23 protein-coding genes are annotated in these 25,904 nt (G+C 53.8%); 6 read left to right on the top strand and 17 right to left on the bottom strand.

What is annotated here, in order from left to right; genetic code table 11:
- Positions 1-55: 55 nt before the first annotated feature.
- The 13 genes from RAC65_RS16690 to RAC65_RS16630 all read right to left on the bottom strand — a co-directional run bounded on the left by RAC65_RS16690 (position 56) and on the right by RAC65_RS16630 (position 15,568).
- Positions 56-1,300, bottom strand: a complete 1,245-nt coding sequence (locus RAC65_RS16690) for an STY4528 family pathogenicity island replication protein (protein WP_375096912.1) — start codon at positions 1,298-1,300, stop codon at positions 56-58.
- 78 nt (positions 1,301-1,378) lie between these two features.
- A complete protein-coding gene (locus RAC65_RS16685) occupies positions 1,379-1,609 on the bottom strand; it encodes a hypothetical protein (RefSeq protein WP_029569407.1) in 231 nt (76 codons plus the stop codon).
- Entirely contained in the window at positions 1,609-2,202 is a 594-nt protein-coding gene (locus tag RAC65_RS16680; protein WP_375096911.1) for a DUF2857 domain-containing protein, read from the bottom strand. Before RAC65_RS16680 ends, RAC65_RS16685 begins: the two co-directional genes overlap by 1 nt.
- Positions 2,203-2,286: 84 nt before the next feature.
- Positions 2,287-3,030, bottom strand: coding sequence for a DUF2786 domain-containing protein (locus RAC65_RS16675; RefSeq protein ID WP_375096910.1), 744 nt, complete (start codon positions 3,028-3,030; stop codon positions 2,287-2,289).
- Positions 3,020-3,277, bottom strand: a complete 258-nt coding sequence (locus RAC65_RS16670) for a TraR/DksA C4-type zinc finger protein (RefSeq protein WP_375096909.1) — start codon at positions 3,275-3,277, stop codon at positions 3,020-3,022. The genes RAC65_RS16675 and RAC65_RS16670 overlap by 11 nt, the downstream gene beginning before the upstream one ends.
- On the bottom strand, positions 3,270-4,982 hold the full coding sequence (locus RAC65_RS16665) for a ParB family protein (protein ID WP_375096908.1): 1,713 nt from the start codon (positions 4,980-4,982) through the stop codon (positions 3,270-3,272). Before RAC65_RS16665 ends, RAC65_RS16670 begins: the two co-directional genes overlap by 8 nt.
- Positions 4,979-6,343, bottom strand: coding sequence for an SPI-7-type island replicative DNA helicase (gene dnaB-PI, locus RAC65_RS16660; RefSeq protein WP_375096907.1), 1,365 nt, complete (start codon positions 6,341-6,343; stop codon positions 4,979-4,981). The genes RAC65_RS16665 and dnaB-PI overlap by 4 nt, the downstream gene beginning before the upstream one ends.
- Positions 6,336-7,250 (bottom strand): ParA family protein, encoded by a 915-nt coding sequence (locus RAC65_RS16655; protein ID WP_375096906.1) that lies wholly within the window; start codon positions 7,248-7,250, stop codon positions 6,336-6,338. Before RAC65_RS16655 ends, dnaB-PI begins: the two co-directional genes overlap by 8 nt.
- 1,319 nt (positions 7,251-8,569) lie before the next feature.
- Positions 8,570-9,565: a glycosyltransferase gene (locus RAC65_RS16650; RefSeq protein ID WP_205955872.1), complete on the bottom strand. Its 996-nt coding sequence runs from the start codon at positions 9,563-9,565 to the stop codon at positions 8,570-8,572.
- Between the two features lie 373 nt (positions 9,566-9,938).
- Complete coding sequence (locus RAC65_RS16645; protein ID WP_039338998.1) at positions 9,939-11,243, bottom strand: oligosaccharide flippase family protein; 1,305 nt, start codon at positions 11,241-11,243, stop codon at positions 9,939-9,941.
- On the bottom strand, positions 11,240-12,238 hold the full coding sequence (locus RAC65_RS16640) for a glycosyltransferase family 2 protein (RefSeq protein WP_375096905.1): 999 nt from the start codon (positions 12,236-12,238) through the stop codon (positions 11,240-11,242). Before RAC65_RS16640 ends, RAC65_RS16645 begins: the two co-directional genes overlap by 4 nt.
- 772 nt (positions 12,239-13,010) lie before the next feature.
- Positions 13,011-15,344, bottom strand: coding sequence for a Fe(2+) transporter permease subunit FeoB (gene feoB / locus RAC65_RS16635; RefSeq protein WP_375096904.1), 2,334 nt, complete (start codon positions 15,342-15,344; stop codon positions 13,011-13,013).
- A complete protein-coding gene (locus tag RAC65_RS16630) occupies positions 15,344-15,568 on the bottom strand; it encodes a FeoA domain-containing protein (RefSeq protein WP_033739127.1) in 225 nt (74 codons plus the stop codon). Before RAC65_RS16630 ends, feoB begins: the two co-directional genes overlap by 1 nt.
- Positions 15,569-16,175: 607 nt before the next feature.
- Here RAC65_RS16630 and RAC65_RS16625 point away from each other — a divergent pair.
- Complete coding sequence (locus RAC65_RS16625; protein ID WP_375096903.1) at positions 16,176-17,837, top strand: methyl-accepting chemotaxis protein; 1,662 nt, start codon at positions 16,176-16,178, stop codon at positions 17,835-17,837.
- Positions 17,838-17,880: 43 nt separating this feature from the next.
- Here the strand turns inward: RAC65_RS16625 and RAC65_RS16620 are convergent, their stop codons facing one another.
- Genes RAC65_RS16620 through RAC65_RS16610 form a run of 3 tightly spaced genes read right to left on the bottom strand, consistent with a single transcriptional unit; the run spans position 17,881 to position 19,651 of the window.
- Positions 17,881-18,207, bottom strand: a complete 327-nt coding sequence (locus tag RAC65_RS16620; RefSeq protein ID WP_054688363.1) for a YciI family protein — start codon at positions 18,205-18,207, stop codon at positions 17,881-17,883.
- Positions 18,208-18,223: 16 nt separating this feature from the next.
- Entirely contained in the window at positions 18,224-18,850 is a 627-nt protein-coding gene (locus RAC65_RS16615; RefSeq protein WP_033739123.1) for an FMN-dependent NADH-azoreductase, read from the bottom strand.
- 24 nt (positions 18,851-18,874) lie between these two features.
- Entirely contained in the window at positions 18,875-19,651 is a 777-nt protein-coding gene (locus tag RAC65_RS16610) for an alpha/beta fold hydrolase (protein ID WP_375096919.1), read from the bottom strand.
- Positions 19,652-19,767: 116 nt separating this feature from the next.
- On the opposite strand from RAC65_RS16610, the gene RAC65_RS16605 reads away from it, so the two are divergent.
- On the top strand, positions 19,768-20,772 hold the full coding sequence (locus RAC65_RS16605; protein ID WP_185200036.1) for a GlxA family transcriptional regulator: 1,005 nt from the start codon (positions 19,768-19,770) through the stop codon (positions 20,770-20,772).
- Here RAC65_RS16605 and RAC65_RS16600 read toward each other — a convergent pair whose 3' ends face one another.
- Positions 20,773-21,879, bottom strand: a complete 1,107-nt coding sequence (locus RAC65_RS16600; RefSeq protein WP_367143459.1) for an endo-1,4-beta-xylanase — start codon at positions 21,877-21,879, stop codon at positions 20,773-20,775.
- Positions 21,880-22,227: 348 nt separating this feature from the next.
- Here RAC65_RS16600 and RAC65_RS16595 point away from each other — a divergent pair, with 348 nt between their 5' ends.
- From RAC65_RS16595 to RAC65_RS16580, 4 genes are all read left to right on the top strand, one after another.
- Positions 22,228-23,190, top strand: a complete 963-nt coding sequence (locus RAC65_RS16595) for an aldo/keto reductase (protein WP_006121615.1) — start codon at positions 22,228-22,230, stop codon at positions 23,188-23,190.
- 211 nt (positions 23,191-23,401) lie between these two features.
- Positions 23,402-24,736 carry a carbohydrate porin gene (locus RAC65_RS16590; protein WP_033739112.1) on the top strand — a complete coding sequence of 445 codons (1,335 nt, stop codon included), beginning with the start codon at positions 23,402-23,404 and terminating at the stop codon, positions 24,734-24,736.
- 175 nt (positions 24,737-24,911) lie between these two features.
- Positions 24,912-25,223 (top strand): cupin, encoded by a 312-nt coding sequence (locus RAC65_RS16585; RefSeq protein ID WP_375096902.1) that lies wholly within the window; start codon positions 24,912-24,914, stop codon positions 25,221-25,223.
- Between the two features lie 87 nt (positions 25,224-25,310).
- Positions 25,311-25,889, top strand: a complete 579-nt coding sequence (locus RAC65_RS16580; RefSeq protein WP_375096901.1) for an AAA family ATPase — start codon at positions 25,311-25,313, stop codon at positions 25,887-25,889.
- Positions 25,890-25,904 lie beyond the last annotated feature (15 nt).

The following is a 25,904-nucleotide window of genomic DNA, read 5'->3' as shown; positions in this document are numbered from 1 at the left end:
CCCTTACATCGACTTTTATAAATCGCAGAATATTTGACCAACATAAACAACTCAGTTAACTGAACTGTCGTCTGATAGCGGCGATCGCAGCGCTGACCTGTTCAGCGGTCGCACGGTTTTCAGGCAGGACAGGAGCCGTATGTTTTGCCTCCGATTTTGGCGAAGACCTGCCTGCACCAGTGTTTACAGGCTTTGCAGAGCCCTGCGTAGAATGCGTCGCAGGAGCTTCAGACGGCCGGAATTCGCCCTGTCTGGCGCGTTTCAGCATGGCGAACATCCAGCCGGCTGGATTCGCCAAGCGGCCTTTGCGCAGCTGTTCCTGCAGCAGGCCGCTCAGCGCGTCAGCCACCTGCACCGGCAGCGCACCGAACTGCACGCTGACCATCTGGCTGTCCTCACTGCTCAGCATGGCCAGAAAGCTGTCAGGCAGCACCGGCGCGTCAGGGACGTACGTTTCTTTAATCACACTCTGTGTGAAAGGACGTACGTTACGGTTCGATTTTCGAACTCTGTTGTAAGTTACTGATTTCGTGCTGAGTTCGGATTCCGTACTCAGTGATTTTCGACCCTGCACATGACTGAGTTCGGATTCCGAACTCAGTGTTAAAGGGGATTTTTCAGAAGTTTTCTGACTGAGTTCGTTTTTCGAACCCGGTAGTGCCGAGCCGCTTTTCCGCACCATGGCGATCGGCGTCGACGGAGCATTCAAGCGACTTTCAATCAGCGCCAGGCGGCTGTGACGGTGGCGCATATTTTTGTCCAGGAGAATGTCGTTAACGATTGCCAGCGCCGTCATGCGCACGGATTTGTTCTTACTCTGGCAGCTCTGCTCAACCAGCGTCAGCCAGCCCGGGTCGAAGGTCTCTGTATCACGATAGCCCAGCGGCTCATCGTGCTGGGCATAGATGTTGCCACGTACCCGGCCGCCCTCGTCGCGCACCTTTTTGCACAGGCTTATCCAGCCCGTGAGCCGCAGCATCAGCAGAGTACGGCTCACCGTTTCCCGCGAGGCCCTGTCGGAATGCGCCGAGGCCAGTTGCGCCTGCAGTTCGTCATAGGTCGGAAAAACCGCCCCCTCATTCTGCTGGGCATAAAGGCGTATCATCACCCAGGCGGTTTTATCGAGCGGTGACAGGCGCGTGTCGAGAAATAAACGGCGGGGAAACGCGTCGTGGACGTTGCCCATAAACAGCAGGCCGCTCCGTTCCTGACCGGCTTCACCGTTAACAGCCCTGCGCTCAAGGCTTTTCTCCATACGTGACAGCGTGTGCGCCACGATGCTGTCGGCGGGTATGTTCATTTTTTGTTCCCCTTTTTAGCCTGAGACAGCACAGTGCCGGGATAAACCCGGCACTGTCTGGTCATCGCTGGTCTTCCGTTACCGGCGTATTTCACGGTTATACGTCTCATGGTCCATCAGCCACCACTGCCGTCCCCCGTCCTTGCTGAGAATACGCCAGCAGGGGCCGACGTCTATCTTGAGGTAGCCGTTGCGGGCCAGTCGCCGGAACACCTTTTTACCGCTGCAGACCGCCAAGAATAGCTGCTGAGCGCGGCGTCGTACCGACGGGGAGACCTGCTGACGCCTGGTGAAGTCGCTTAACCGCATCAGGCCCCCTTGCGCAACGCAGGTAAAGAGGAAGTATGCAATGCCTCCCGGCACCACTGGCAGACCTTCGTCCATACGGCGGTCAGCGACAGACCGTGAAGCTCTGCCGCTAGCATCATCGCCTCCAGCGCCTTGTGTGATTCCGGCGACTCAATTCCAGCGTTTTTCCACTCGTTCCACAGAAGCGCATCCTGCTCCTCGGTCAGAGACTGCGTCCGGCCCTGGCGGCTCTCGATGCCCATCAGCCGACGACGGCTGCTCACATCAGAGGGTGACATGCCAAAGTATTTGTCCATCAGCTCCATAGAGCCACCCAGCTCAAGGGCGCGGTCGATCATCAGCATACGGGCCTGCTCGTTGCGGGCCTGGTTGAGTATCAGCCAGAAGTTCTCGTGGTTTAATTTGACGTCCAGGACGGACACCTTTGACTGACCAATGTAATGCAGTTCGTCGAGGCTTAGGCCGCTGAGCACGCGAATTTCCTCAACTGACAGGCCCATCGATTCGCAGCGGCGGATATTCCCACATTTGATGTCCATGAGCAGTGAGTTCAGAATACTGGCTGTCGCGCCGGGAAGGTTTTGCTGGTTCACAGACCACCTCCCGTACTGACCTGGCTGGTCAACTGTATTGCATCAAAAAGCCAGCCTGACAGGCAGGCCCCCAATAAGAGTGTGTTAATCATTGCGTGTGTCTCCCGCCGTAAGCTGCTTATTAGCCTGCGCTCCTGCCAGGCCGTGACTGAGTTCGGCCTGACGGCCTGCGAACCATCCCGCCGTGCGTGCCGACATATCGCCGCGACAGCTTTTCGCCTCGCGCGTGACAAGCGTGGAGAAAGCCTGCCCCGAATGCCGCTGCGCAAGCCAGCGCTGTAGCACCTGATTCTCACTATCAGGCGTACTAAAAGACTGCAGAACCTGCCACACGCCGGAGACCCATCCTTCACGGAACTGGTCGGCGCGGCCGCGAAGCGTACTCTTCTTAATGCGCTGCCTGTGGTAAGTCGACATGTGCGAATCAGTTGCCGCCCGCACTTTGCGCTGCAGCACGGTATAGATATAGAGGGCCAGCTCGGGACGTTCCCCGAAGCCGTAGAAGTGGAGTGAACGACGGACCAGGCGCAACCCACCCTTGCTCACGTAACCGTACCAGCCGAACCAGCACCGGCAGCCTGTAGCCATGCATACCACTATGGCCAGCGAGTGCATCCAGGCGGGCACTTTCTCAGCGTTACTGATCAGTTGTTCGCAGACCGATTCACCTATCTCACTCAGCGTAATCTGATCGTCAGTCATGCCGTGACGGCGCATAAGCCGCTGGGCCAGCGCAACCGCCCGGGCGGCTTCATGATCGTTGCTGTTCTGCGTCCCAAGCGCCATCAGGTGACGGATGCGCCGGGTGAGTTTTGACTTATCTGCCATGATGAGCCCTCCTGTTACCGCCCGCCATGTGGCGGCTCTTTTTCTCCTTAAAGTCCTGACAGCCTGCGCAAAGTTTCGCGCCCGGCATCGCACGCTGACGGCCTGTGGGAATGTCAGCACCGCAGCACTCACAGAAATCATTTGACGGCTCATGAGAACGCAACTGCGAGCGGGCGGCGTCAATGCCGCGCTGAATGAATAAGGCCGTACAGGCCTGTGCCATTTCGTCGTTCAAATCATCAGACATTTTCTCCCCCTTTTGCGGCAAGGCGCTGCAGCTCTCGCAGCCGGCGAATGACGCGGATAAGGCGCATCATTTTGACCACCATGACGTCGTCAAACACCGGCGTATCAGCCGGTTCCTGTGAACCAAAGAAGTTCAGACAGAACAGAAACATGTTGCACTGCTGATTGGGCAGACGGCCGGACAGACCCGCAAGGAACAAGCTGAACTCGCGACTGCCGCCGGATACGGAAAAACCGGCAGACTCAGGGCTTTTGTCCTCACTGATGTCGCTTACACAGCCCATCCCCTCGGCAATTTCGAAGACCAGCCGGTAAGCCATGTCCTGAAGGTGCTCAACATCATCCTGCATAGCCGGGATCAGCCAGATGTCGCTGACGGGCTCAAGGCCGGTTTCGGCAAAGCTCACAGACCCGGCTGATACCGGTGCCGTATCGTCATGCTCGCTGAAGGCAGAAACAAGGGTAAGGCTGTCCGAAGAAACCATATCAACGCCGTGCTCACTGTTTGTGCTTACGGCATCACCGGTAATTACGGGGCGGCCTCCAAACAGGTCATTCTGGATTTCACTTCTGGGAAGACTGCCTGCGCTGATGCCAGTGCTGTCAGGCAACACTGTAAGGCCAGCTGGCTCAGGAGCGGGGTCGGGGCGGGTTGAGCCAGTGAGAGTGCCTGAGCGCAGGCCGGTGACGGGCGTGATGGAAGTCGTGTCATCCGGCAGAACGGTAAGGGGAGCATTGTGCCCGCCGGAACGATCCGGGACTGGACTGAGAGTAAGTGAGGGCATGGCCGGCGGCTCCCCAAACTGCTCGCGGCGCTTCTGTTCCTTAGGGTCGAGCTCAATCAGCCAGCGGTCATAGTTCAGGCTGGGGTGTGGCAGAGCCTTTATAAGATGACCAATAAATTCGTCACGAAAATGCTCAAGGGTAAAACTGTCAGGGTCGTTGAACTGGCTGCAAGTCTGAGAAAAAACTGACTGAAAATTATCAGTCGTGTCCACAGCTAATCCAAATTTCAGCCACACTTTCTCCGCGAGGGAACGAAGATTAAGTAATGGAATAACCTGACTCCGGCTCAGCCCACTTTCAAGTAACTCAGGCATAGAGGGATAAAGATATTTTAACGTATCCTCCATTCTGCTGATGCTGGATGCATGAATCGGATAACCCTCTAAATTCAAAAGGTCTGAAAGTTCACGAAGCGAAACAGAATGCCCAAGTAACTCCTCCTGAATAGTTCTCGCATTGTGTACGCCAAGTGCTTTATCCAGATATGTCAGATCCCCCCTGACCTCATTCTCAGCAAGATGGCCAACCAGACATTTAAGACGGCCCGGCCACGGTTTGAATATGGTGTGAACACGATAAAAACGCTCTTCGCCTGTTTCCTGCCACAGCTCACATAAGATTTGATAGCGGGTATTCCCGCCATCACTGAAAATATAAATATCGTCACCCTCTGGGTCACGGGTAACTTTGGGGATAGAATCCAGACCTCTCGCCCGAATTGACGCTTTAATTTCGTCAAAACGGGGATTTCTGCTTTTGCGCGGATTGTCGGGATTCGGACGAAGTTGATCCAGCGTCAACACCATGGCCATCTCGCTGACTGGCAAGGGGGCCGCTGAGACATTATCCCCCTGCTGCGCCGGTGATTTTCCCCGCAGCAGCATGGCTGATCCCAGGTTCAGGTTGCGAACGTTACTCATACATACCTCCCGACATCGCTCTGAAGATTTTCAAAGCGGGTATAGCGGCCTTCAAAGCGCAGGCGCAGTGTGCCGGTTGGCCCCTGACGCTGCTTGCCAATAATGAGCTCAGCCAGCCCTTTGTCCGGGGAGTTTGCGTTGTAGACCTCATCGCGATAAACAAAGATGATAACGTCAGCATCCTGCTCAAGCGCACCTGAATCGCGCAGATCGCCGTTGTTGGGGCGTTTATCGCCCCTACTTTCCAGTGCACGATTGAGCTGTGAAAGTGCCACCACAGGACAGCCCATCTCTTTGGCCAGCGCCTTCAGCGAACGGGATATCTCTGCGATTTCCTGGGTGCGGTTTTCCTGATCCGGACAGCGCATGAGCTGAAGGTAGTCGAGACCAATGATGTCAGGCTTACCGTAGCGGCGGGCATTACGTCGCGCACGAACACGAAGCATGGCTGGCGTCAGATCACTGGTGTCATCAATGAGCAGACGATCTTTAATATCCTCTGTGAGTAACTTAAAAACATTCGATACGCGGGCCCAGTCCTCTTCGTCCATCATTCCGCTTTTCATACGGGTCAGGTCAACATTGCCAAGCGACGAAACCACGCGCATCAGAATTTGTTCTTCAGGCTGCTCCAGGCTGTAAAACTGGCTGTTTGAGGCCACGTTTTTCATAAGAGAATTCATGATGATATTAATTAGGAGTGCAGTTTTTCCCATGGAGGGGCGTGCCGCGACGAGAACAAGGTCACCCGGCTGAAGTCCGCTTGTGAAAGCATCCAGGTCGTCAAACCCTGTTGGCGTGCCCGTGATGCCGTCAGGAGTCTGACAGCGTCGTTCAAGTTCGGCCGCCAGCTTTTCCAGCCCGTCAACGATGGTCACGCCCTGCTGTGGTTCGGCCCGCTCTGCAAGTTGCGTGATTTTCCGCTCGGCCGTTTCCATCGCGGCCGCGATGTCAGCGCCCGGCGCGGTGGCTGACGCATGTATCTCACTACCGATAGCTGCCAGTTGGCGCCCGCGACTGTAGCGGGCCACGATGTCGCAGTAGTGCGTGATGTTAGCCACGCTGGGGGTGTTTTTGGCGAGCTCAGCCAGATAGGCAAAACCGCCAAGTTGCTCAAGCAGGTTCTTGCCCCGGCTTTCAATGCTCTCGGTAAGCGTTAGCAGGTCAATCGGCCTGCCTGCCGCCACAAGATGCGACATGGCATTGAATATTTCCCGGTGAGCCTTATGAAAGAAATCATCAGGCCCAAGACGCATGACAACCTCATCCCAGCAATCATTGTCCAGCATCAGGCCGCCAATGACGCTCTGTTCCGCGTCCAGTGCATAGAGGCCCGGAATATTTCGGCGGTTATCAGACATGACACCCTCCACTTACAGCAAAGGCGTCAAAACGCTCTTTGAACTCGGGGAACAGTTCACTCGCAAGCTTGTGCATAGAGTCAAATGCTGAATCGCTGACGCGGGACGTTTTGTTCTCAAGCCGGTGAACGGGGAGTCCGCTGGCATGGCCCTGCTCATAGACGGTGAGATCGTAAATACGCGTCTGCAGCATGGATATGGCTATTTCATCAGCATGAGCGCTGTACTCTCTGCTGTTAATGATGGCTTCGGCCTGCTCAAAGGTTGTTTTTGCAAGAGCTGTATATTTCATGCAGTTAACGAGCATGCGCACAGCCGGCAGTCTTATCCCGAATGCAGAGTAGGAACGCAGGTCCTCCATCAGCGCGACCGTTCCGCGTAAAAACTCCCTGACATCTGGCAGCACAGGCTTGACCATGCCAATCATTTCACCCGTCGAAGCCAGTATAATCAGCTCCAGCATTACGGATTTGGCACCCTGTGAATCAATCAGGATCACGTCATAGCTTTTAAACAAAGGAGCTGAGAGCGCATTGCGCAGACGTACACGACCATCGGGCACATTAAGCATGTGGGTCGGGAGGAGATTACGGGGATCGTTCGATGCAATGAGATGAAGGTTATCGATGGCGGTGCGGGAGATGATGTTATCAGCCACTGACAGGTCTGCATTCTGCATAAGCAGTTCATACAATCCGCAGGGGGCTTCATAAGTCAGAGGAAATATACTGCTGGCCGTTGGCTGGGCGTGATCGCCATCAATGATGAGAACCTTCAGGCCGGCATCGGCCAGAAATCCACCAAGATTAGCGGTTTGAGTGGATTTACCTTCTCCCCCCTTAGTCGAGACAACAGGGATAACTTTGACGGTTGAAGGGCCGCTACAATTTATTGATTTTAAATGCATTTTAACACCTGAATAATTTCAGGTGCGCGTAAACATTTTTATAACATTTGTGCGTTGGATTTTACATTTCAACACGGGGATTGAAAATCCCCGTGTCCCTGGTTCGATTCCGGGTTCGGGCACCACAAATTTGAAACCCTCGCTTCGGCGGGGGTTTTTGCGTTTTAGCACTCATAATGCGCCTTAGCACCGCCAGAAAGTGAATTTTCTACGTTCATCATGACCAGTCGCCCTTTCTGCATGACAGCCTGCCTGTAATAGCGGTTGCATTCGCCATCTCCTCCTCTGTAGTCATGCGCCCTTTCCTGTATTGGATTCAGAGGCGTTGCCTTTTAACAAGAAAAGCGATGATACATTTTTCACTGTTCAGGATTCGCCATGAACGCTTCGACCAGCATCAACATCGGCCTGCTGCTGTTCCCCGCAAAGACGCCTGGCGACACAAAAAGCGGCGGCCTGGCTGGGTGATAACCGATTGGCGTAAGCGATGGCTTTCAACTGTGCGACAACAAACGCTGTCACTGCCGCAACCAGAAAGCCACCAGTCATCTGACCCGCATGTCGTTGATTTCCCCCCTGCTCACCGCTTCGTGACGCACGGGCATCGGTAAGAATGAAAAAGACATTCCATGTTACTTACACTCTGAGAAGCATGTCGGGCTGACATCGTGCTGCTCAGCACGTTGAAGGCGCGTCTCTACGTCGAGCATTTCGGATCCCTCTGGCAATTCAGAGCTGAACTAAATGCGTTTTTTCATGGCGAACATGCAAAGACACCTGGGTGTGATCTTCAGTATGCTGACGTTATCTGATACGTGGCAGAAACGGAGCGGCCGACGAGACGGATAAGCGTTATGGACAGCAGATATTTTCTGAGGTCGTCAGCACGATTCGGGCGCGTGGCCATAACTTCCACTCAGACGTGCTGAGAAGTCACACCCGGGCCTGCCAGTGCTGTGACGCGTCGGGAATAGTGCACCTTAAAGGAAACGCTTTCACGCAGCGACTCAGCAGGTTGCGTCGGCTATTCCGGGCCTGAAGGTCAATGCATAACGCCATCTCCAGCCTCGCCTTGCGTTTGCGCGCGGTCATCTTCGTTATGACGTTCACGATCAGGCTGCGGAATGAATGCAATGCCTGCCACGCATCGGGGACCGACGCGACAGTGAAAACGCGGCCCCTTTTCAGCATTGCGACATTTGACCCAACGTGGAATAGCAAAATACTGACGCGATAACAGAGCCCCCTACGGAAATTCACCTCGCCAAAATATGCGCCATTTCCGTCGAGGGCCCGACACTGAATGACAAAGCCGGAAGTTAAAAAAACCGTAATCTGAATAGCATATACAATACCAGATAAGCCACTCTGGCATTCACATTCATGACGTGGTACTTCACTTTCTCGCTTCTGTTTAATAATGCCAGTACGTTTGCCGGATAGCGTTTCTCTTTGATGCGTTTGATACTTTTCCGGATTTCATTAATGTTAAGCGTGGTGTAATACATGGCAGTAACGATTTGCATATCGAGGGTGAGCTTACGTTTGGTGACACCAGTAGAGAAAAGCGACAAATCCTCGTTTTTATATTTAACAAATAACCTTTCATACAGATCAGTCAGGTAACGCTTACGATCCAGCAATTCTTCATACGGGACGCGTCTTTTCGACAGCGAGTTTTCCACATCATCATAGTGATAAGATGCACTGTCAAAAATAAACAGATTATCGACATAGTAAAGACAGTTGAGATTAAACAGCAGGTCTTCACTCATCGATATCCCTTTAGTGAAGCGGAGCTGGTGATCCTCAAGCAACTTTCTTCTGTAGCACTTGTTATGGAGATAGCCAATGTTATCACTTAACTCAAGCTCATCCAGCACAGCAGGAATAGACTGATGGCCGAAATGGCCGTAGGTGGAAAGGCTACCCACGCGCGAGCACCTGAGGTTCCCCACCAGTAAATCAACAGGTTGTGATACGCTCGGAGAAAGGTGCTGATGAAACATAGCCAGAAAGTCATCATCCACCCAGTCATCGGCATCAACAAAAATAACGTATTCTCCCCTAGCCACTTCCAGGCCTGCATTTCGCGCTGCGCTGACGCCGGCATTACTCTGCGAGATAACATTAAAATTTTTATAGTGTTTAAATTCATCAAGAACAGAGGCGCAGTTATCTTTGCTGCCATCATTCACCAGGATAACTTCATAATCTTTGCATGTCTGAAGGAGAAGACTTTGCAGGGTACGCATAATCGTCTTTTCAGCATTATAAACAGGTATTATTATACTGAATAAATATTTATCATTCATTTCAAAACCTCGTAACCAGCCCTAATGCCTGCCGCCCTTAAAAAGGCGAAAAAGATAATGAAAATAAAAGCCTTTCCTTTTCCTGATAACCGAAAAGAAAATAAGCATCTAATTATTTATTAACCCACTCTAAGATTATAAAAGCGCGAAATTAAACTGACCGTAAACGGGCATTATTCGGATCATGAAGATACGCTTTCATTTTTATTAAGCGATAATTAAAAAAAAACAAACAGGCAGGGTACATCCTCCCGCCACATGGCAGGATATTAACGTTACTCACGCGCAGATAAAAAACGCGTTATATTAAAGATACTGTTCAAGACGTTTTATTTAAACGTCTTACAATGCATATCTTTAAGAAATATTTGCATCACCGCCCAGAAAAGAGCGAGCGATTAATGAGAAACCACAGTTTTCCGGGTTGAATGAATATTTTGTGAATTTTCATCATCGGCTGCCCACGGAAAAAATAGTTTAACAGCGTAAAGGCCATAAACTCAGTAATCACCACACTTATGGCGCCGCCAGTAATGCCGAAGGCTGGCACCAGTGTCACCGTCGTGATCAGACATACCGCCAGCACACAGAACGTTTTTTTGATCAGGTAGCGATAGCCATTGTATTTAATAATGAAGCGATCCATGACGCTGCTTAGTACACCAAACATGGCGCCGATGCTTAATAACACCATCGGAGCAATCGCTTCGGTGTAAGCTGCGCCGTAGAAATGCCGGATAAACCAGGGGCCGATCAGGGCAATACCGCCGATAACGGCCCCCGACACGGCAATGACCATTAGCTGTAGCTTCTGCGCGCGGACAATCGCCACATCAGGATCACGTTCGGCAAACAAAGCAGGATAAAACGAGGCAAGTAAAGCGTTGGGTAAAAAGACCCAGGCCACCGACAGCGTCATCGCGACAGAAAAGATGCCCGCCTCTTTTAACCCTAAGAACCATGAAACGCTGAGCTGGTTAAGGCGGGTATAAATCGTAATCGCAATCACCGACAGCACCAGGGATCGTCCGGCCTGCAAAATATACCCGCTGTAACGTCGGATATGAGTGAGTCGGGGAAGCGGCGGCTTCTCATGCGTACGTCGTTGGTGCCAGCTAAACACGCAGAGTTTGATCAGAAAAGGAATGAAGGTAGCCAGCACAATGGGAATGGCCAGCAATTCCGGTTTGAGCTGGAACCAGGAAATCCCATAACGGATAGCCAGACTGATCAGGAGACCGGTAAGGTTAGCCATCACGTTCAGCTTCGCATTCAACACCGCTTCATTGTAGATATTAACCAGATCGATAGCCGAGAACAGACAAGCCAGTGCCGCCGCGCAGATAAAGACAAACGCTTGCGAGTTCATCTCTTCCCGCATCACCACAATGCCAATGGTAGAGAGCACACAGTAAAGGCTAAACACCAAAATGACAGCCGGCACCATAAGGCGGATGCCAGAACGGTGATTCTGGGCAATGCGCTTGAGCAGGATGACGTCGCAGCCCATCATCGCCACAGACTGGATAAACTGAAATATCAGCATGGAAATGGCGATCACACCAAACGTGACAGGCCCGACGTACTTAGCGACGAAGGACGTTACAAACATCAGGCCAAATACCGCAACCAGCTTCTCAATGATCATCCATAACGAGTTTTGCAGCTTTTGTTTCACGAACGCGCCCTCAACAGAGTCTGTACGGCATGACGCAGCCCGGACACCAGGCGTGGAGACAGGTAGAAAAGCGTAAAATAAAGGCTCCAGGCATCTGGGAGCATGCCCGCGACAATATAGGCACGATAGTTTTGCCGGTAAAGTTCAATATACTGCCTGACGAATGCCGCGCTGAACGTCCCACTATACAGGGCTTTATAGATGTGCGAGGCCGTAACCTTCAGAAATAAGAAGTAGTAATAGCGTTCCTGCGGCCGTAGCAAGACGCGTTTAATCCCTGTAAAAGCCCGGACGTAAGTGAAGTGTTTTTCTTTGAGCGCCGAGCGCGTTGCCGAATCGTGTGACTCAACATAGTGGTAGACGACCCGAGGGCTGAACACGACCTGTCCCTGCGGGGCACCGGACAGGTAGCTGATCACAAACAGCAGATCTTCAAAGTTGAAGATATCTTCCCGAAAGCGTAACTGCTGCTGTTGCACGATCGTCCGGCGGAAAAACTTGTCACAGATACCGTGTTTCGGCGTGTAGTAGAGCAGTTCACCGATCGCCTTATCAGCGCGCAGACTGCGCAGTGCGGTCTCTTCAGGCTCCCCGGACAGCGGCTCGCCGTCATGAGAAAAGGTGCGGGATTCGCCTACGGCCAGAATGACGTCTTCATTCATCAGCCCCAGCCAGGTATCCAGCACACCTGAAGGCAGAAAGTCGTCGGCATCAATGAAAGAGAGGAATGTGCCACGCGCAGCATCCAGACCGCAGTTACGTGCCGATGAAACGCCGCCATTGGGCTTATCTATAATCTCTACGCCAGGATAATTCTGGTATTTTCTCATTAGCTCAAGTGAATTATCACTTGAACCATCATTGACTAAAATAAGCTGGCAATGCTCAGCATGAGGTTGCTGAAGAATACTCTCGACGCAACGTTCAATAAACATCGCGCCGTTATAAACAGGCACGATAAATGACACTAAAGGGGCGTGTTGATCATTAAACATATAACCTCTGGCGTGACATATTTATTAAAGTGTAGCGCAGGGAAAGTGTCGGTTAGTTCCAGCTATTTTTATTCGTAAAAATTTTTCGCTACTCTAAATCAGTCATCTGCATGCACATCGCCAATTTTTGTATCAAAATATGTACAGCATGAAACCAGAAAATAAAAGACAGCATAAACATGAAGATGACATCAAAACTAAGAGTATTCTGTAATTTAAAATGGCGTTACTGAACCCTGCGGAAATACAGAGATCCTGTCTGTGATACTCTACTCAGGCGCGGACCGTTTCCGCAATAAGCCACCTTCGCAATGTAAAGCGTAAAGAGAACATTCAGACAATAGCCAGTGAAGTGAAAAATGGAAGACACTTTTCCCGGAAAAAATTAATAAGAACTTCCTTATAAAAATCGACATATTTCAGATGACACATTAATAAAAAACAACGCGTGTCCAGTAAAAATAAATAAATATGCCAGAAGAAACAGAAGTGTTTAATTAACGTTTAACTTTTTGGGGCATATAAAAATTTCAGCGCCTGAAAATATGCGTGGACTGGCACACCCCGGGGCTGCATGGACTGGCTTTCTGCGGTGAGATTGATTCCGCCCGGGTGGCGGAGAGAATCGCTAAATATGCTTCCGGCATTGCCTCTTCGTTCAACGGCGCCCGAGGAAGCCGTGCGATCAGACTGCTAACCTTATCGTCATTGCTTTCCGGCGGCTCCGTCTGCCCACGGTTATCATGGGCAGCCGCACGCATCCCCGTCGTCCTCAGTCGCTGGCGTGCCGGTGCTCAGCACATCCTGCACAGCCGCTACATCCTGTCTTACGCGATGAGGTGAGCGGTGCGGAAACCGGCTTCGTGCGCGCACGTCCACCTGCGTGGCGCAGCAGGCTAATGACCAGACCGTTAAGCACGACCACACTCATCAGGCACAGCGCGCTAAACCCCGGATGCAGGCGAAAACTGACACTCTGATAAAACAGCGTAGCAACGGAGTACGCAACGTTCAGGCCCCAGAAAAAGGAAAACAGCATCCAGTTTTTCCCGGCTTCCCGGGCTATTGCGCCCATCACCGATACGCAGGGAACGTAGAGCAACACAAACAGCAAATAGCTGTACGCTGCGAAGCCGTTGCCGAATTTCGCACTCATCACGCCCATTTGCGTCGCATTGATTGTGCTGTCACCTTTACTCGCTTCAATGGGGTTGGCCAGCGCACGCAGGCTGAATGCGCTCTTCAGGCTGTCACCGGTTTCTTTCAGCGCGTCACCTAACTCACCCGACAGCGAAAAGTCCTGCGGGCGAAACGCGCCGCTTTGAACATCTTCGCCGACATAAAGACTGTTCAGCGTACCGACCACGACTTCTTTCGCCATGATGCCTGTCACCAGCCCGACCGTGGCCTGCCAGTTGTCTGATGTCACGCCGACTGGTCGCAGGGCTGGCGTGACGACTTTACTCACAGTAGCCAGCGCAGAATCATTGATATGGTCTACGGTTGCCCCACTAAACGAAAAGTTGCTGAGTAATCCGATCACCATGCTGACCACAATAATGACGCGACCTGCGCGTACGATAAACATCTTTAAACGTTGCCAGGTCTGGATCAACAGGCTTTTCACATGGGGGCGATGGTAGACCGGCAGCTCCATAAGAAAAGGTGACGCTTCGCCGCGTAGCAGCGTATTTTTCAGGATAAGCCCAGTGACGATGGCCACGATAATGCCCAGCACGTACAGAGAGAAAACCAGGCTGGCGCGCCAGGCGCCAAAAAAGGTGGCGGCGAAAACCGCAAAAATCGCCAGCCGCGCACCGCAGGACATAAAGGGCGCAATTAGCACGGTAAGTAAGCGCTCACGGGGTGTATCCAGCGTACGCGTGCCCATTACTGAAGGCACGTTGCAGCCAAACCCGACGATAAGCGGTACAAAGGATTTTCCCGGCAAACCCAGCGACTGCATCAGGCGATCAATTACAAACGCTGCACGCGCAATATATCCCGAGTCTTCAAGAAAAGACAGAAACAGGTACATCAGGCCGATCTGGGGCAGAATCGGCAACACCGTGTTAATCCCGGCCCCTATGCCCTGCGCAAGGAAGACCGTTACCCAGTCGGGAAAGTGGCAGGTATAGCCCAGCCACTGCGCGCCATGAATAAACAGCGCCACCGATCCGCTGTCGAACAAAGGCTGGAAGGCTGCACCGATGTTAATTGACAGCACAAACATCAGATACATCACGCCCAGAAAAACCGGTATTCCCAGGAACCGGTTCAGCACAAGGTTGTCCAGCCACTCAGTCAGCGCAGCGGGTGCGGCTTTATTGAGGTTACAGACCGCGGCGCAGAGCGCGTTGATAGCCTGATAACGACAGTTCACCACATGCATTGCCGGATCGCCGCCCGCCGCCTGCCTGATCGCCGGCAGTTGGGGGACGACTGTGGGACAGATGCGCTGACTGTTAATGTCACCCGCCAGCAGCTGTAGCGCCAGCCAGCGCTGCTTTTGCCTGGCGATGTCCGCAGGCATCATCGTTTGCAGGCGCGCGATGGCCGTCTCAATTTCACGAGGATAAACCAGAGGTTGTGGCGGTCTTTCTCCCTGCCAGTCGTCAATGGCGCGTTTAAGCGAGGCGATGCCTTCGCCACGTGTTGACGTCAGCGCCACGACCGGGCACCCCAGCCGGGCTGACAGCGCTGCCCTGTCGATGATGATATTCTGGCTGAGCGCGATATCCTGCATGTTTAACGCCACGATACAGGGCATGCCCAGCTCCAGTAGCTGAAAAGTCAGGAAAAGATGACTCTCCAGGTTTGAGCTGTCTACCACATTAATCACCAGGTCGGCGTGATCCTCAAACAGATACCCACAGGCGATACTTTCATCGATGGCGCTGTCCGCCGAAAGCGTTGTAAGCGAGCGCGTGCCTGGCAGATCAACCAGCCGTACATCCGTTTCAGCCGTAAAGAACTGCCCTTCCTTGCGTTCTACCGTCACGCCCGCCCAGTTCCCTACGCGCTGGCGGGCCCCGGTAAGCTGATTAAATAACGTGGTTTTACCGGTATTCGGGTTGCCGATCAGACCCAGGGTTAATGTTTTCATCAGCGGACTTCTTCCAGCAGAACCGAAGCCAGATCGCGTTGCCGCACCGCCAGACTGAGGCGACGCGTACGGATATGAACGGGATCGCCCAGTGGTGCAGTACGGATAATGTCAATCAGCGTGCCGGGCAGCACGCCCATGGTTAGTAATTTTTGCCGCCAGGCGGGATCAACAGAAGACTGGTAGCCTCTGACACGATAGGTGGTGTGTGTTTTGATTTTCACAGATATATCCCAACCGTTAACAACTAAGGCAGGAATTATACAAATGATAACTATTCTTGTTTCTTGATCTGGATGGGGGTGATGCGCAGGATAACGACAAAAACACGCTGATATGCCATTTCACCCTGACGGCCCGCTCGGGTTAATGGCCATCCGGAAAGAAGCATTGCGGAAGATTGTCAGAAACGTCCCTCAGCGGCAAACCGGCTGAGCGGCCTCAGCAGTGGGAAAATAACAGATGGTGTTGCCATACCTATTTTCAGCCCCCTGTCTGTGAAGCACGGCTTATACAGCGAAGACGGACACAACGTCAGATTGCGGTCACGTATGAGGGCAGCGAAAAATATTAACGCGCAAATGTCTCACCCAGGCCTTCATCTTATTATTGCGCGAAAAAACGTAACTTCCGGTACATTTCTGCATAAACGGACCCTTGATCACCCCGTTTTTGTGACTATGCCAACCCCTTAAAAAAACACGCTTTTCCTGAAAGCGTCATTTTATTTTTAAACTAATCGTTATAGATCACATTATTTATGGCGTCACTATTAAGGTAATCCGTTAAATACCGATATACCTGTATCCACGTTTATCAGGTATCGCCGCCATGTTTAAAAACCTTAAAATTACAACGGGCATTATTGCCGTATTGTTTTTGTTCAGTGCGCTGTTAATGCTTGCCGGGTCGCTTTTTTATTCGTCTGTCAGCCAGGCGGGACGCAACTTTTCTCACACTGAACAACTGACGCTACAACAACAGCAACTGAGCGACAGTGTGCAGACGCTGATAAAGACGCGTGTCACCGTCAGCCGGGTGGCTATTCGTTTTCTGAAAAACCAGAAGGATCCGGCATCTCTGGCCTCAATTGCCACACTGCTGGACACAGCGAAACAATCTGCTGAAAAAGCCGATGAGTATTTTTCAGCCTACAAAGCCGCCCCGCCCTTACCCGGACAGCATGCGGAACTGACCCAAAACGTTCAGACGGCTTACAGCAAAATGCACGATACCATGCTCGCGTCGGTCGAGTTCCTGCGAAATAACAACTATCAGGCTTACGGCAATCTTGATGCACAGGAAGCGCAGGATCAGCTGGATAAGGCTTATCAGGCCTGGCGGAGCGCTAACTATCAGCTGATGAAGGAAATCGCCGCAGAAAACGATCACAACTACACCAATATGCTGTGGACCTTGTTGATTATCGCAGTTATTGCTCTGGTGACCGTTGCCAGCGTATGGGCTGGCCTGCGGACACTGCTGCTGAAACCTCTGACTCTGGCAACCGACTACATGCGCGCGATCTCTGCCGGGGATCTGACCCGTGAGATCGCCAGCGACAGTCACAATGAAACCGGACGGCTCCTCAGCCAACTGGAAGAGATGCGCAGCGCGCTGGTGGTGACGATTCGTTCTGTCGATGATGCAACACAGTCCATTTTCACCGGCGCAGCAGAAGTGTCGGCCGGCAGCATCGACCTCTCTGCCCGCACCGAGCAACAGGCGGCCGCACTGGAAGAGACGGCAGCCAGCATGGAGCAACTGACCTCGACAGTAAAACTGAACGCGGAAAATGCACAGCAGGCCACCGCGATGGCGAACGATGCCGCGGTGATGGCGTCGCAGGGCGGCCAGATTGTGGCGAAGGTGATTTCCAATATTGAACAGATCAGTGAAAGTTCAAAACAGATTGCCAGCATCATCGGCATTATCGACAGCATTGCGTTCCAGACGAATATCCTGGCGCTTAACGCTGCGGTCGAAGCCGCGCGCGCAGGCGAACAGGGGCGCGGTTTTGCTGTAGTCGCCGGTGAGGTGCGTTCACTGGCGGGACGCAGTGCAAGCGCGGCGCAGGAGATCCGCACGCTGATTGAACAATCGACGCAGCGTGTCAACAGCGGTTCGACTCATGCCTCCGAAGCGGGTGATGTCATGGGAAGCATTGTGCATTCCGTTAACAGCGTGACCCAGTTGATGGCTGAGATTGCCTCGGCCTCGGCCGAGCAGACACGCGGTATTGAACAGGTGACGAAAGCGGTATCGGAAATGGACGGCGTCACGCAACAAAACGCGGCGCTGGTAGAGGAATCGGCCAGTGCGGCAGCCTCACTGGAAGATCAGGCTACGCAGTTACGTCAGTCGGTCTCCGTGTTTAACACGGGCAGAAAGCCGACCACAGGTCTGGCGACGTCCCGCAGCACAGCTTTGAAAAAACCCGTTATGACGCCTGTGCCTGCCGCACCGTCAGCGGATAACTGGCAGTCATTCTGATCGACTTGCCGCGGAGCGATGCCCTGCTCCGCGGCAAACGGCTTCAGGCGCGGTGGGCCATATCAACGACCTTCGTTTCACTGCCCCAGTCGGCGTCAAACACAGAAGAAACCAGGGCTGGATGAACGCCCGTAACAGCCACATCAACCAGTCCCAACGCCACAAAGGGATCCTCGGTCAACCTGTCGCGAACAGCCTGCTCATCAGAGGCGAGAAACAGCACAACGCCGCCCTGCTGATTTTCCAGCGGTCCGGCCAACACCACCTCGCCCGTCTTGATGTGCTCCATCAGCCAGCTTTTATGACCCGCGCTGTGTTTTTCACGTTCGGCGGCGGCACCACGATAACTCAGCGTAACAATGTAAAGCATAAGGTTCTCCTGTGGATTACAACGCAAGTGACTGGATGAGCGTGCTGGCGGCATTAAACGCGTTGCCGATTTCACGCTGTTGAATGGCTTCCCCTTTTGAAGCCCCTTCTGCACGGATAACATGAATATGCTCAACGCCTAAAAACCGAAAAAAAGCGGCCAGATACCGTTCCTGAAAATCCCACTCTTCAAGGGAACCGCCGTGGTAAAAGCCGCCTCGCGCCGAGGCCACGATCACGGTTCGCCCACCTGACAACCCCACCGGGCCTTGTGCCGTATAACTGAATGTTTTGCCTGCCTGCGCGATCCGGTCCAGCCAGGATTTTAGTTGGGCAGGCACCGAAAAGTTGTACATCGGCGCACCGATGACTATCACATCACTGGCAAGAAACTCCGCCACCAGCAGGTCAGATAAGCGATGCTGTTCTGCTATGTACTCACTGACGTTGTCGTCGTTTCCCGCCCTGAAACCTGCCGCGATGGCCGCGTTAAGAGGACGGATTTCCTCGGCCACGACATCACGGTAAGTCGCCTGAGCAGCGGGGTACTTTGCCAACAGTTTTCTGACGATGTCCGCGGTAAGCTGCCGGGTAACCGACGGCGTCTGGAAAATACTGGCGTCAATATGAAGTAATCTGTTCATGGGATTCCCCTGAGAGTGATGGTGCTATGACGATGGAAGGGTTCTGGCCGCGCGATCGATAAACGCAGCCACCTGTTCAGGATGTGAAACCAGCGATAAATGACTAGATGCGAGACGCTGAACGCGTGCGCCAATATGCGCAGCAATGTCAGACTGGACACGGGGCGGCAGCGCCCGGTCTTGCGTGGTCAACAAATACCAGGTGGGTTTGATTTTCCATGCGGCTCGCATCACCTTGTCAGTGAAAGCGCTCGCCGCAACAGGTTGTTGTACCGCAGCCAGTTCGCGCACCCGCGCATCAGGCACGTCGCCGGCCAGCATTTCACCAAACTGTTGGGCATTATCCAGCCAGATCATCCCGTGTTTATCCGGCCTCATTGCCGTCATCGGGGCATGAAGTCGTTGCAACAGCCCGGCAGCAGATTCATTACTGTCGGGCACCAGCGCAGAGAGAAAAACCATGCCCCTTACGCGCGAATCGTTGCCAGCATCAGCCACCACCACACCGCCCCAGGAATGCCCAACCAGCAGCACCGGGCCTTGCTGACGCGCAATGACCGCCTCCGTCGCCTTTACGTCATTCTGCAATGAGGTCAATGGATTCTGAACGGCGGTGACGTGATAACCTTTGTGCTGAAGGCGTGAAATCACTGCCCGCCAGCCTGAGCCGTCAGTAAACGCCCCGTGGACTAAGACGATGTTTTTCACCGTCGCCTGCGCAGCGAGCGGCACATTCAATAACGTCAGCCCCAGCAGCACCGCATGCTTTAATCTTTTCGCCTTACTGCTCTTTCGCCGCATCTCGCCTGTTCCTGTGGTCGTTTTCATGCTGACCATGGTAGATCGGGCGAAAAGAGTGTGTAAGATGGCGAATAAGACAACTAACAGGCAAAACTCGCCATAAGGAGTGACTGGCTATGCGCATAGCGATTGTGGCGCTTGAAGGCAGCCTGCCTTCTGCCGTCAACGGCTTTTGTGACACCTTATGGATTGCGCGCCAGGTGATTGCGTCTCGCCCCGATACTGCGGCGCAACTGACCCGCGCGCCGCTGGAGGTCCAAATCGTAAGTGCTGATGGCCAGCCCGTGCGCGATGCGCAGGGACGATGGCTACATGTCGATGCTGATTTCAGCCAGGCAGAGGCGTCAGATATCGTCCTGGTCGGGGGAATGGCGTTGGGCCGCGATCGGTTTCCGCACCATCCGGAGGCGGTCATACAGGCGGGGACCTGGATAAAAAAAATGTACCATCAGGGTGCCATCGTCGGTGCCGCCTGCGCGGGCTGTCTGGTGCTGGGCGAAGCGGGGCTGCTCAGTCGTCGGCGTTGTACCACAACCTGGTGGCTGTTTCCAACCTTGCGGGAGCGCTATCCGGATGCGCGTCCGGTATGGGGAAAAACGCTCGAACAACAGGAAAATATCATTACTACGGGTGGCCCACTCTCGTGGAGCGCGCTCACGTTGCATTTGCTGCACAGGATACTGGGGGCGGACGTGTCCAGACAGGTTGCTGATATGGCCGTTGCCGATGCCCAGCCCGTGTCGCAACGTTTGTATGCGCCGCCCGGGTTTATTAACACTCAGCACCCGTTGCTGATGCGGGCGGAAGAGATTATTCGCTATCAACAGCCAGGCATCACGGCAGAACGGCTGGCCTCTGCGTTACATACCAGCGAACGTACGTTGCACCGTAAAATGAAAATGCTGACCGGCGAAAGTCCTAAGGCGTTTATTACCCGGGTCCGCATTGAAGGTGCCTGTCTTCTTCTGGAAAACCCCACCGTAAGCATCCGTAAGGTGGCCGCCGATTGTGGCTATTCTGACGAAAGCAGCTTTCGCAAAGCGTTTAATCAGGTGATGGCGATGACACCCGCGCGTTATCGACAGTGGATTGCCGCCAGAGCGGCACCCGCAACGCGTTAATCAGCGTAGCGCATGCAGCGCTGCCCAGCTGGCGTCTTTGATTTGGCCGTCTTTAGCAAACAGCAACGGTCCGGTGGCCAGCCCATCGCTTGCCTTCGGCGTCGCCGCCGTCCGGTGGGGCGTGTCCCAGACACCCCACGTGAGCACTGCGTCGACACCGGCTTCCAGCACAAGCGAAAGATAGCGCTTATAGGTGCTGGCGACCGCCATGGCGCGGCGCGCCATCGGCAGGCGGCTGTCATCAACATCCAGTTCGGTGATATACACGGCCAGGCCCAGCGCTTTCACTTCACGAATAAATGTCGCCAGTCCCGGACCAGACGCGTACTGCGGACCGGCCTTGAGATGAGACTGAATGCCCAGCGCACCAATGGGGATCTGTCTGTCCTGCAAATTGCGCAGCAGCGCCAGCACAGCGTCGCGTTTTCGTTGCGCGTTGTCATGGTCGCTTTCCAGCCCGTAATCGTTATAGCAAATGACGGTGTGAGGATCGGTCTGATGCAGCGCGTCACAGGCGATATCCAGATAACGCGTCCCCAGACGTTGATACCAGAAACTGTTGCGCCATCCACCAGGCAAACCGTCAGACAGGTTGATAATCTCGTTCGCCACGTCCCAGCTCTGTATCTGTCCCCGATAGCGCCCCGCGACGGTATGAATATGGTCTCTCAACACTTTTTCCAGCTGCGTGGCATCGCGAATCGCCAGCAGCCAGTCCGGCACCGCGCGGTGCCAGCAAAAGGTATGCCCGCGTAGCAGCAGGCCCTGCGCTCTGGCAAAGGCGGCAAGCGTATCCGGGCCAGAAAAATCGTAGCGATTCTGCTCAGGCTGAACGACCACCCACTTCAGCGCGTTTTCCGGAACAATAATATTGGCCTGGCTGGCCACAAACTGCCGGTAATGCGCATCGGACCGCAAACGCTCGGGCCGGACCGCGAACCCAAACAGAAGATGACGCTGCGCGGCTATGCGCTTTAAGGGGGGGAAAGCCGGTTCGGCCGCGAAGGCCGGTATCGGCAATGCGGAACCCAGCAACAGTGCCGCGCTGCGTTTTAAGAACCGACGTCGCGGCGTGGATGTGAAGCCAGAGAGATTATGAGGTTTCATCAGTGCCACGTCTCCTGTGACGTTTTTGCCCGATCATCGTGAAGGTCGCATCACACCAGCCCGGTATTCTTATAACCCTAAGCCCTAAGGCCCGTCAGCAACGATTTTGTCCACGTCGGTAAAGCCAGATTTCTGAATGTAAAATCCCTCGCTTTACGGTATCGGGTTTTCTGGCATTCGCGGGGCTGTGTGCCTGCACGTTTCAGGACGGGCGCTGCCGTGCCAGCGGTAAAAGTGACCTTTGCTACCTTGTTATGCCGCACTGGCGGACAAACCGAATGAAAAGCTGTCGATTTACCTTTGCTAAGCTGATAAGTACACCTGATACGTTTAATAAAGGAGAATGCTATGACGCAGCCTAAAACCCGCCCCCTCGGCAACAGCGGCCTCTCTGTGCCGCTTCTGACCTTTGGCGGCAATGTCTTTGGCTGGACGGTAGACGAGAAAACCTCGTTTTCTCTGCTCGACGCGCTGGTGGAAAAAGGCCTGTTCTTTATCGATACCGCCGATGTCTATTCACGCTGGGCGCCCGGCAATCAGGGGGGCGAATCCGAAACCATCATCGGCAAATGGCTGAAGAAAAGCGGTAAACGCGACAGGATAGTGCTGGCGACCAAAGTCGGCATCGAAATGTCACCGGAGAAGCAGGGACTGAAACCTGGGTATATTCGCCAGGCCGTCGAGGACTCGCTGCGCCGTCTGCAAACCGACGTGATCGACCTCTATCAGGCGCATCGCGATGATGAAACCACGCCACTGACCGACACGTTAAGCGCCTTTGACGCTCTGATCAAAGCCGGCAAAGTCCGGGCTATTGGGGCCTCCAACTACAGCGCCGCGCGACTGCAGGAGGCGCTGGACATCAGCAAACAGCATGGGCTGGCGCGTTACGAAACCCTGCAGCCGCTCTACAACCTTTACGACCGTGAAGAATATGAAAGCGAGCTGGAGCAGGTAGCGCGTGAGAATCAGCTTGGCGTGATCAACTACTACGCGCTGGCCAGCGGCTTTCTCAGCGGCAAATATAAAAAACCGCAGGATGCCAGCAAGAGCGCGCGCGGTCAGGGTATTATAGATAAGTACCTGAATGAACGCGGTAAACGCATTGTTGAAGCGCTGGAAGACGTGGCGGCGTCACATGATGCGTCAGCCACGCAGGTGGCGCTGGCCTGGCTCATCGCGCGCCCGAGTATTACCTCCCCTATCGTCAGCGCGACCTCCTTGTCGCAGCTTGATGAACTGGTCAAAGCCACCGAATTGACGCTGAGCAAGCAAGAAATTGAAGAGCTGTCCCAGGCCAGCAAGCCATAAAACCTCCGGGGATGCCGCGGCATCCCTTTTACTTTGCCTCGCAATAAATGCCTTTTTAGCTATAAAAATATTCATTCAGCGATAACTGTCACAATTGCGTTAATTCCTTACCACTTTGCAGTTACATACGCACAGATTTGCAAAAATTGACATTTAGTCAGCATTATTCTCTGCCCTGTCTTTTCCTGTCATTTCATAAAGAATAACGCTGATGAATACAAAAAAAGCAGTGCAGTTTATGCCTCGCCTGGCCGCGGGCAGCCTGATGTTTGCGATGCTGAGCGCCTCCGCGCTGGCCGCCGATGCCTTTAGCTATGACTCACCTTACCTGTTTGGCGACTGGGGCGGTAACCGAACGCAGTTAGAAAACGACGGCATTAAGTTAGATGTTAACTACACCATGGAAAGTGCCGCCAATCTGGGTGGCGGAGCCGACAGCCATACCTCGATGCGCTACAGCGACCAGTGGGCGTTTGGTGCCAATTTCGATCTGCAAAAACTCCTCGACTGGCAGGATACGCAGTTCCAGGTCACCATTACCGATCGCAATGGCCGCAACATCTCCGATCAGGTGGCCGATCGCCGCACCGGGATGCTCTCTTCTACCCAGGAGGTGTACGGTCGTGGCCAGACGTGGCGCCTGACGCAGTTCTGGTTAAGCAAAGGCCTGTTCGATAACACGGTCAATCTGAAAGCCGGACGCGTTACCGTCGGCGAAGATTTCGATAACTTCGACAGCAAGTTCCAGAACCTGGCGTTTGGCAGCGGCCAGGCCGGTAACTGGCGCGGCGATCGCTGGTTTAACTGGCCGGTTTCGCAGTGGGGCGGCAGGCTAAAAGTCAACGTTACGCCAGAGGTGTTTTTCCAGGTCGGTTTCTACAATCAAAACCGTGCGAATTACGACCGTGGCGATGGTTTCCGGCTGGATACCAGCAACTCAGAGGGGAATCTGGTGCCGGTCGAGTTAGGCTGGAAACCGACGTTAGGCCCCGACAAGTTGCCGGGTAACTATCGTATCGGCTATTACTACTCGTCCGCAAATGGCGACAACTATGGCAGCTGGCGTGACGGCGCTTACCAGCGCAAAAATCATGCTTACGGCGGCTATGTCCTGTTGCAGCAGCAGTTGACGGCGCAGGGCGGCGATGCCAGCCGGGGTCTGGGCGTGACGGTTCAGGCGGTGATGAACGACCATAAAACCTCGAAAACCGATAACTATCAGTCCGTCAGCTTCACCTGGAAAGGACCGTTCGATGCCCGTCCGCAGGATGAGATTGGCATCGGCGCGGCGCGTATTCACGTCAACAGCGCCTACACGCGTTCGCTGCGTGAACAGAACGACGCCAGCGGGCAGACCGATTTTAACAGCCCGACCTATCTGCCTGTTCAGGACGGTTCGGAGTACAACTACGAAATCTATTACAACGCGCAGCTGACCAAATGGCTGCAACTGCGTCCTAACCTGCAATACGTTGTTGCGCCGGGTGCCGTTAGCGACGTGAAAGATGCCTTTGTCGGCGGAATCAGCGCTAACGTGAATTTCTGATCCGCCCTTCAGACCTGCCCGCAGGGCAGGTCTGCTTTCCCGCCTGCCCTGACGCTTTCATCCCGTACCTGCTCTGTTGATTCGCCTCAGTTTTCCGCAATTTTTTGCAAGCCCTGCCCCACTTCACGCGGTATAACCTCATCCATGTCTTACCACTGCGCATAACGGAAAAACCATGAAAACCTATATCAGCAAAGCGTTCTCAGCCGACCGGGCCTGGGGTGCACTCGACATCGCTAACTTTGATGGCACAACCGTACGGCTTCACTGGACGGATCAACCCTACAAGTGGCACATCAATGACGGTCAGGAAGTTTTTGCGGTGATGGATGGCTGTGTAGAGATGCACTACAAGGAAAACGGAGACATCAGGACAGTGCGCTTGCAGACAGGGGATATTTTTTATGCCAGCGTGGGCACGGAACATGTTGCCCATCCACAGGACGAAGCGCGCGTACTGGTGATCGAGAAAGCGGGATCGGTCTGACCCCAACCGGCCCTGAGGCACGATGGCTGGCGCACATTTTCCGCGTATACTGAGGCGCAAACACAGCCTTGACGGAGGTTTCGCCTGATGACACCGTTGCCGCCGCTTGCACATCTGGGTCCGCGCATTTGTATCATGGGCCCCTCAAACAGCGGTAAATCTACCCTGGCCGTGGCGATTGCGGAAAAGCAGTCGCTGCCCGTTATTCATCTCGATCAGCTTTATCACCAGCCCAATACCGACTGGCAGCCCAGAGAGCACGCCGTGTTTTTACAGCTTCACCGCGAGGCAATCAGTGCAGAACGCTGGGTTATCGAAGGCAATTATACGCGCTGCCTGCCCGAAAGACTGGCGCGCGCAACAGGCTATATCCTGCTGGATCTCGCGATGCCTGTCAGTTTACTGCGTTATATCCGGCGCTGCTGTGCCACCACGCCGCGTGCCGGGGCGCTGCAAGGCAGCACCGATCACATCAATCTCGCCATGCTCAGGCATATCACCTGGGTGACGCCGGGCAATCGCCGTCGCTATCACCTCCTGTATCAGGGACTTAGCCTGCCCAGGTGCCGTCTGGTAGGTGCAAAAGCGATAAACCGCGCCTGGCAGGAGTGGTATCTGACGCCCCGTCCTGCGACAGGGATCTTACCCGGCAAAACAGGCCGGTAGCCTTTCCTGCCTGTC

The organism is Pantoea sp. BS_8, assembly GCF_041954965.1.
Taxonomy (GTDB): domain Bacteria; phylum Pseudomonadota; class Gammaproteobacteria; order Enterobacterales; family Enterobacteriaceae; genus Pantoea; species Pantoea stewartii.
This window is presented reverse-complemented; position numbering and strand designations above follow the sequence as displayed.

Coding starts and splice junctions, on each gene's coding strand:
- RAC65_RS16690 (WP_375096912.1), bottom strand. CDS start 1,300: ATGAACATACCCGCCGACAGCATCGTGGCGCACACGCTGTCACGTATG.
- RAC65_RS16685 (WP_029569407.1), bottom strand. CDS start 1,609: ATGCGGTTAAGCGACTTCACCAGGCGTCAGCAGGTCTCCCCGTCGGTA.
- RAC65_RS16675 (WP_375096910.1), bottom strand. CDS start 3,030: ATGGCAGATAAGTCAAAACTCACCCGGCGCATCCGTCACCTGATGGCG.
- RAC65_RS16670 (WP_375096909.1), bottom strand. CDS start 3,277: ATGTCTGATGATTTGAACGACGAAATGGCACAGGCCTGTACGGCCTTA.
- RAC65_RS16665 (WP_375096908.1), bottom strand. CDS start 4,982: ATGAGTAACGTTCGCAACCTGAACCTGGGATCAGCCATGCTGCTGCGG.
- dnaB-PI (WP_375096907.1), bottom strand. CDS start 6,343: ATGTCTGATAACCGCCGAAATATTCCGGGCCTCTATGCACTGGACGCG.
- RAC65_RS16655 (WP_375096906.1), bottom strand. CDS start 7,250: ATGCATTTAAAATCAATAAATTGTAGCGGCCCTTCAACCGTCAAAGTT.
- RAC65_RS16650 (WP_205955872.1), bottom strand. CDS start 9,565: ATGAATGATAAATATTTATTCAGTATAATAATACCTGTTTATAATGCT.
- RAC65_RS16640 (WP_375096905.1), bottom strand. CDS start 12,238: ATGTTTAATGATCAACACGCCCCTTTAGTGTCATTTATCGTGCCTGTT.
- feoB (WP_375096904.1), bottom strand. CDS start 15,344: ATGAAAACATTAACCCTGGGTCTGATCGGCAACCCGAATACCGGTAAA.
- RAC65_RS16625 (WP_375096903.1), top strand. CDS start 16,176: ATGTTTAAAAACCTTAAAATTACAACGGGCATTATTGCCGTATTGTTT.
- RAC65_RS16620 (WP_054688363.1), bottom strand. CDS start 18,207: ATGCTTTACATTGTTACGCTGAGTTATCGTGGTGCCGCCGCCGAACGT.
- RAC65_RS16615 (WP_033739123.1), bottom strand. CDS start 18,850: ATGAACAGATTACTTCATATTGACGCCAGTATTTTCCAGACGCCGTCG.
- RAC65_RS16610 (WP_375096919.1), bottom strand. CDS start 19,651: ATGCGGCGAAAGAGCAGTAAGGCGAAAAGATTAAAGCATGCGGTGCTG.
- RAC65_RS16605 (WP_185200036.1), top strand. CDS start 19,768: ATGCGCATAGCGATTGTGGCGCTTGAAGGCAGCCTGCCTTCTGCCGTC.
- RAC65_RS16600 (WP_367143459.1), bottom strand. CDS start 21,879: ATGAAACCTCATAATCTCTCTGGCTTCACATCCACGCCGCGACGTCGG.
- RAC65_RS16595 (WP_006121615.1), top strand. CDS start 22,228: ATGACGCAGCCTAAAACCCGCCCCCTCGGCAACAGCGGCCTCTCTGTG.
- RAC65_RS16590 (WP_033739112.1), top strand. CDS start 23,402: ATGAATACAAAAAAAGCAGTGCAGTTTATGCCTCGCCTGGCCGCGGGC.
- RAC65_RS16585 (WP_375096902.1), top strand. CDS start 24,912: ATGAAAACCTATATCAGCAAAGCGTTCTCAGCCGACCGGGCCTGGGGT.
- RAC65_RS16580 (WP_375096901.1), top strand. CDS start 25,311: ATGACACCGTTGCCGCCGCTTGCACATCTGGGTCCGCGCATTTGTATC.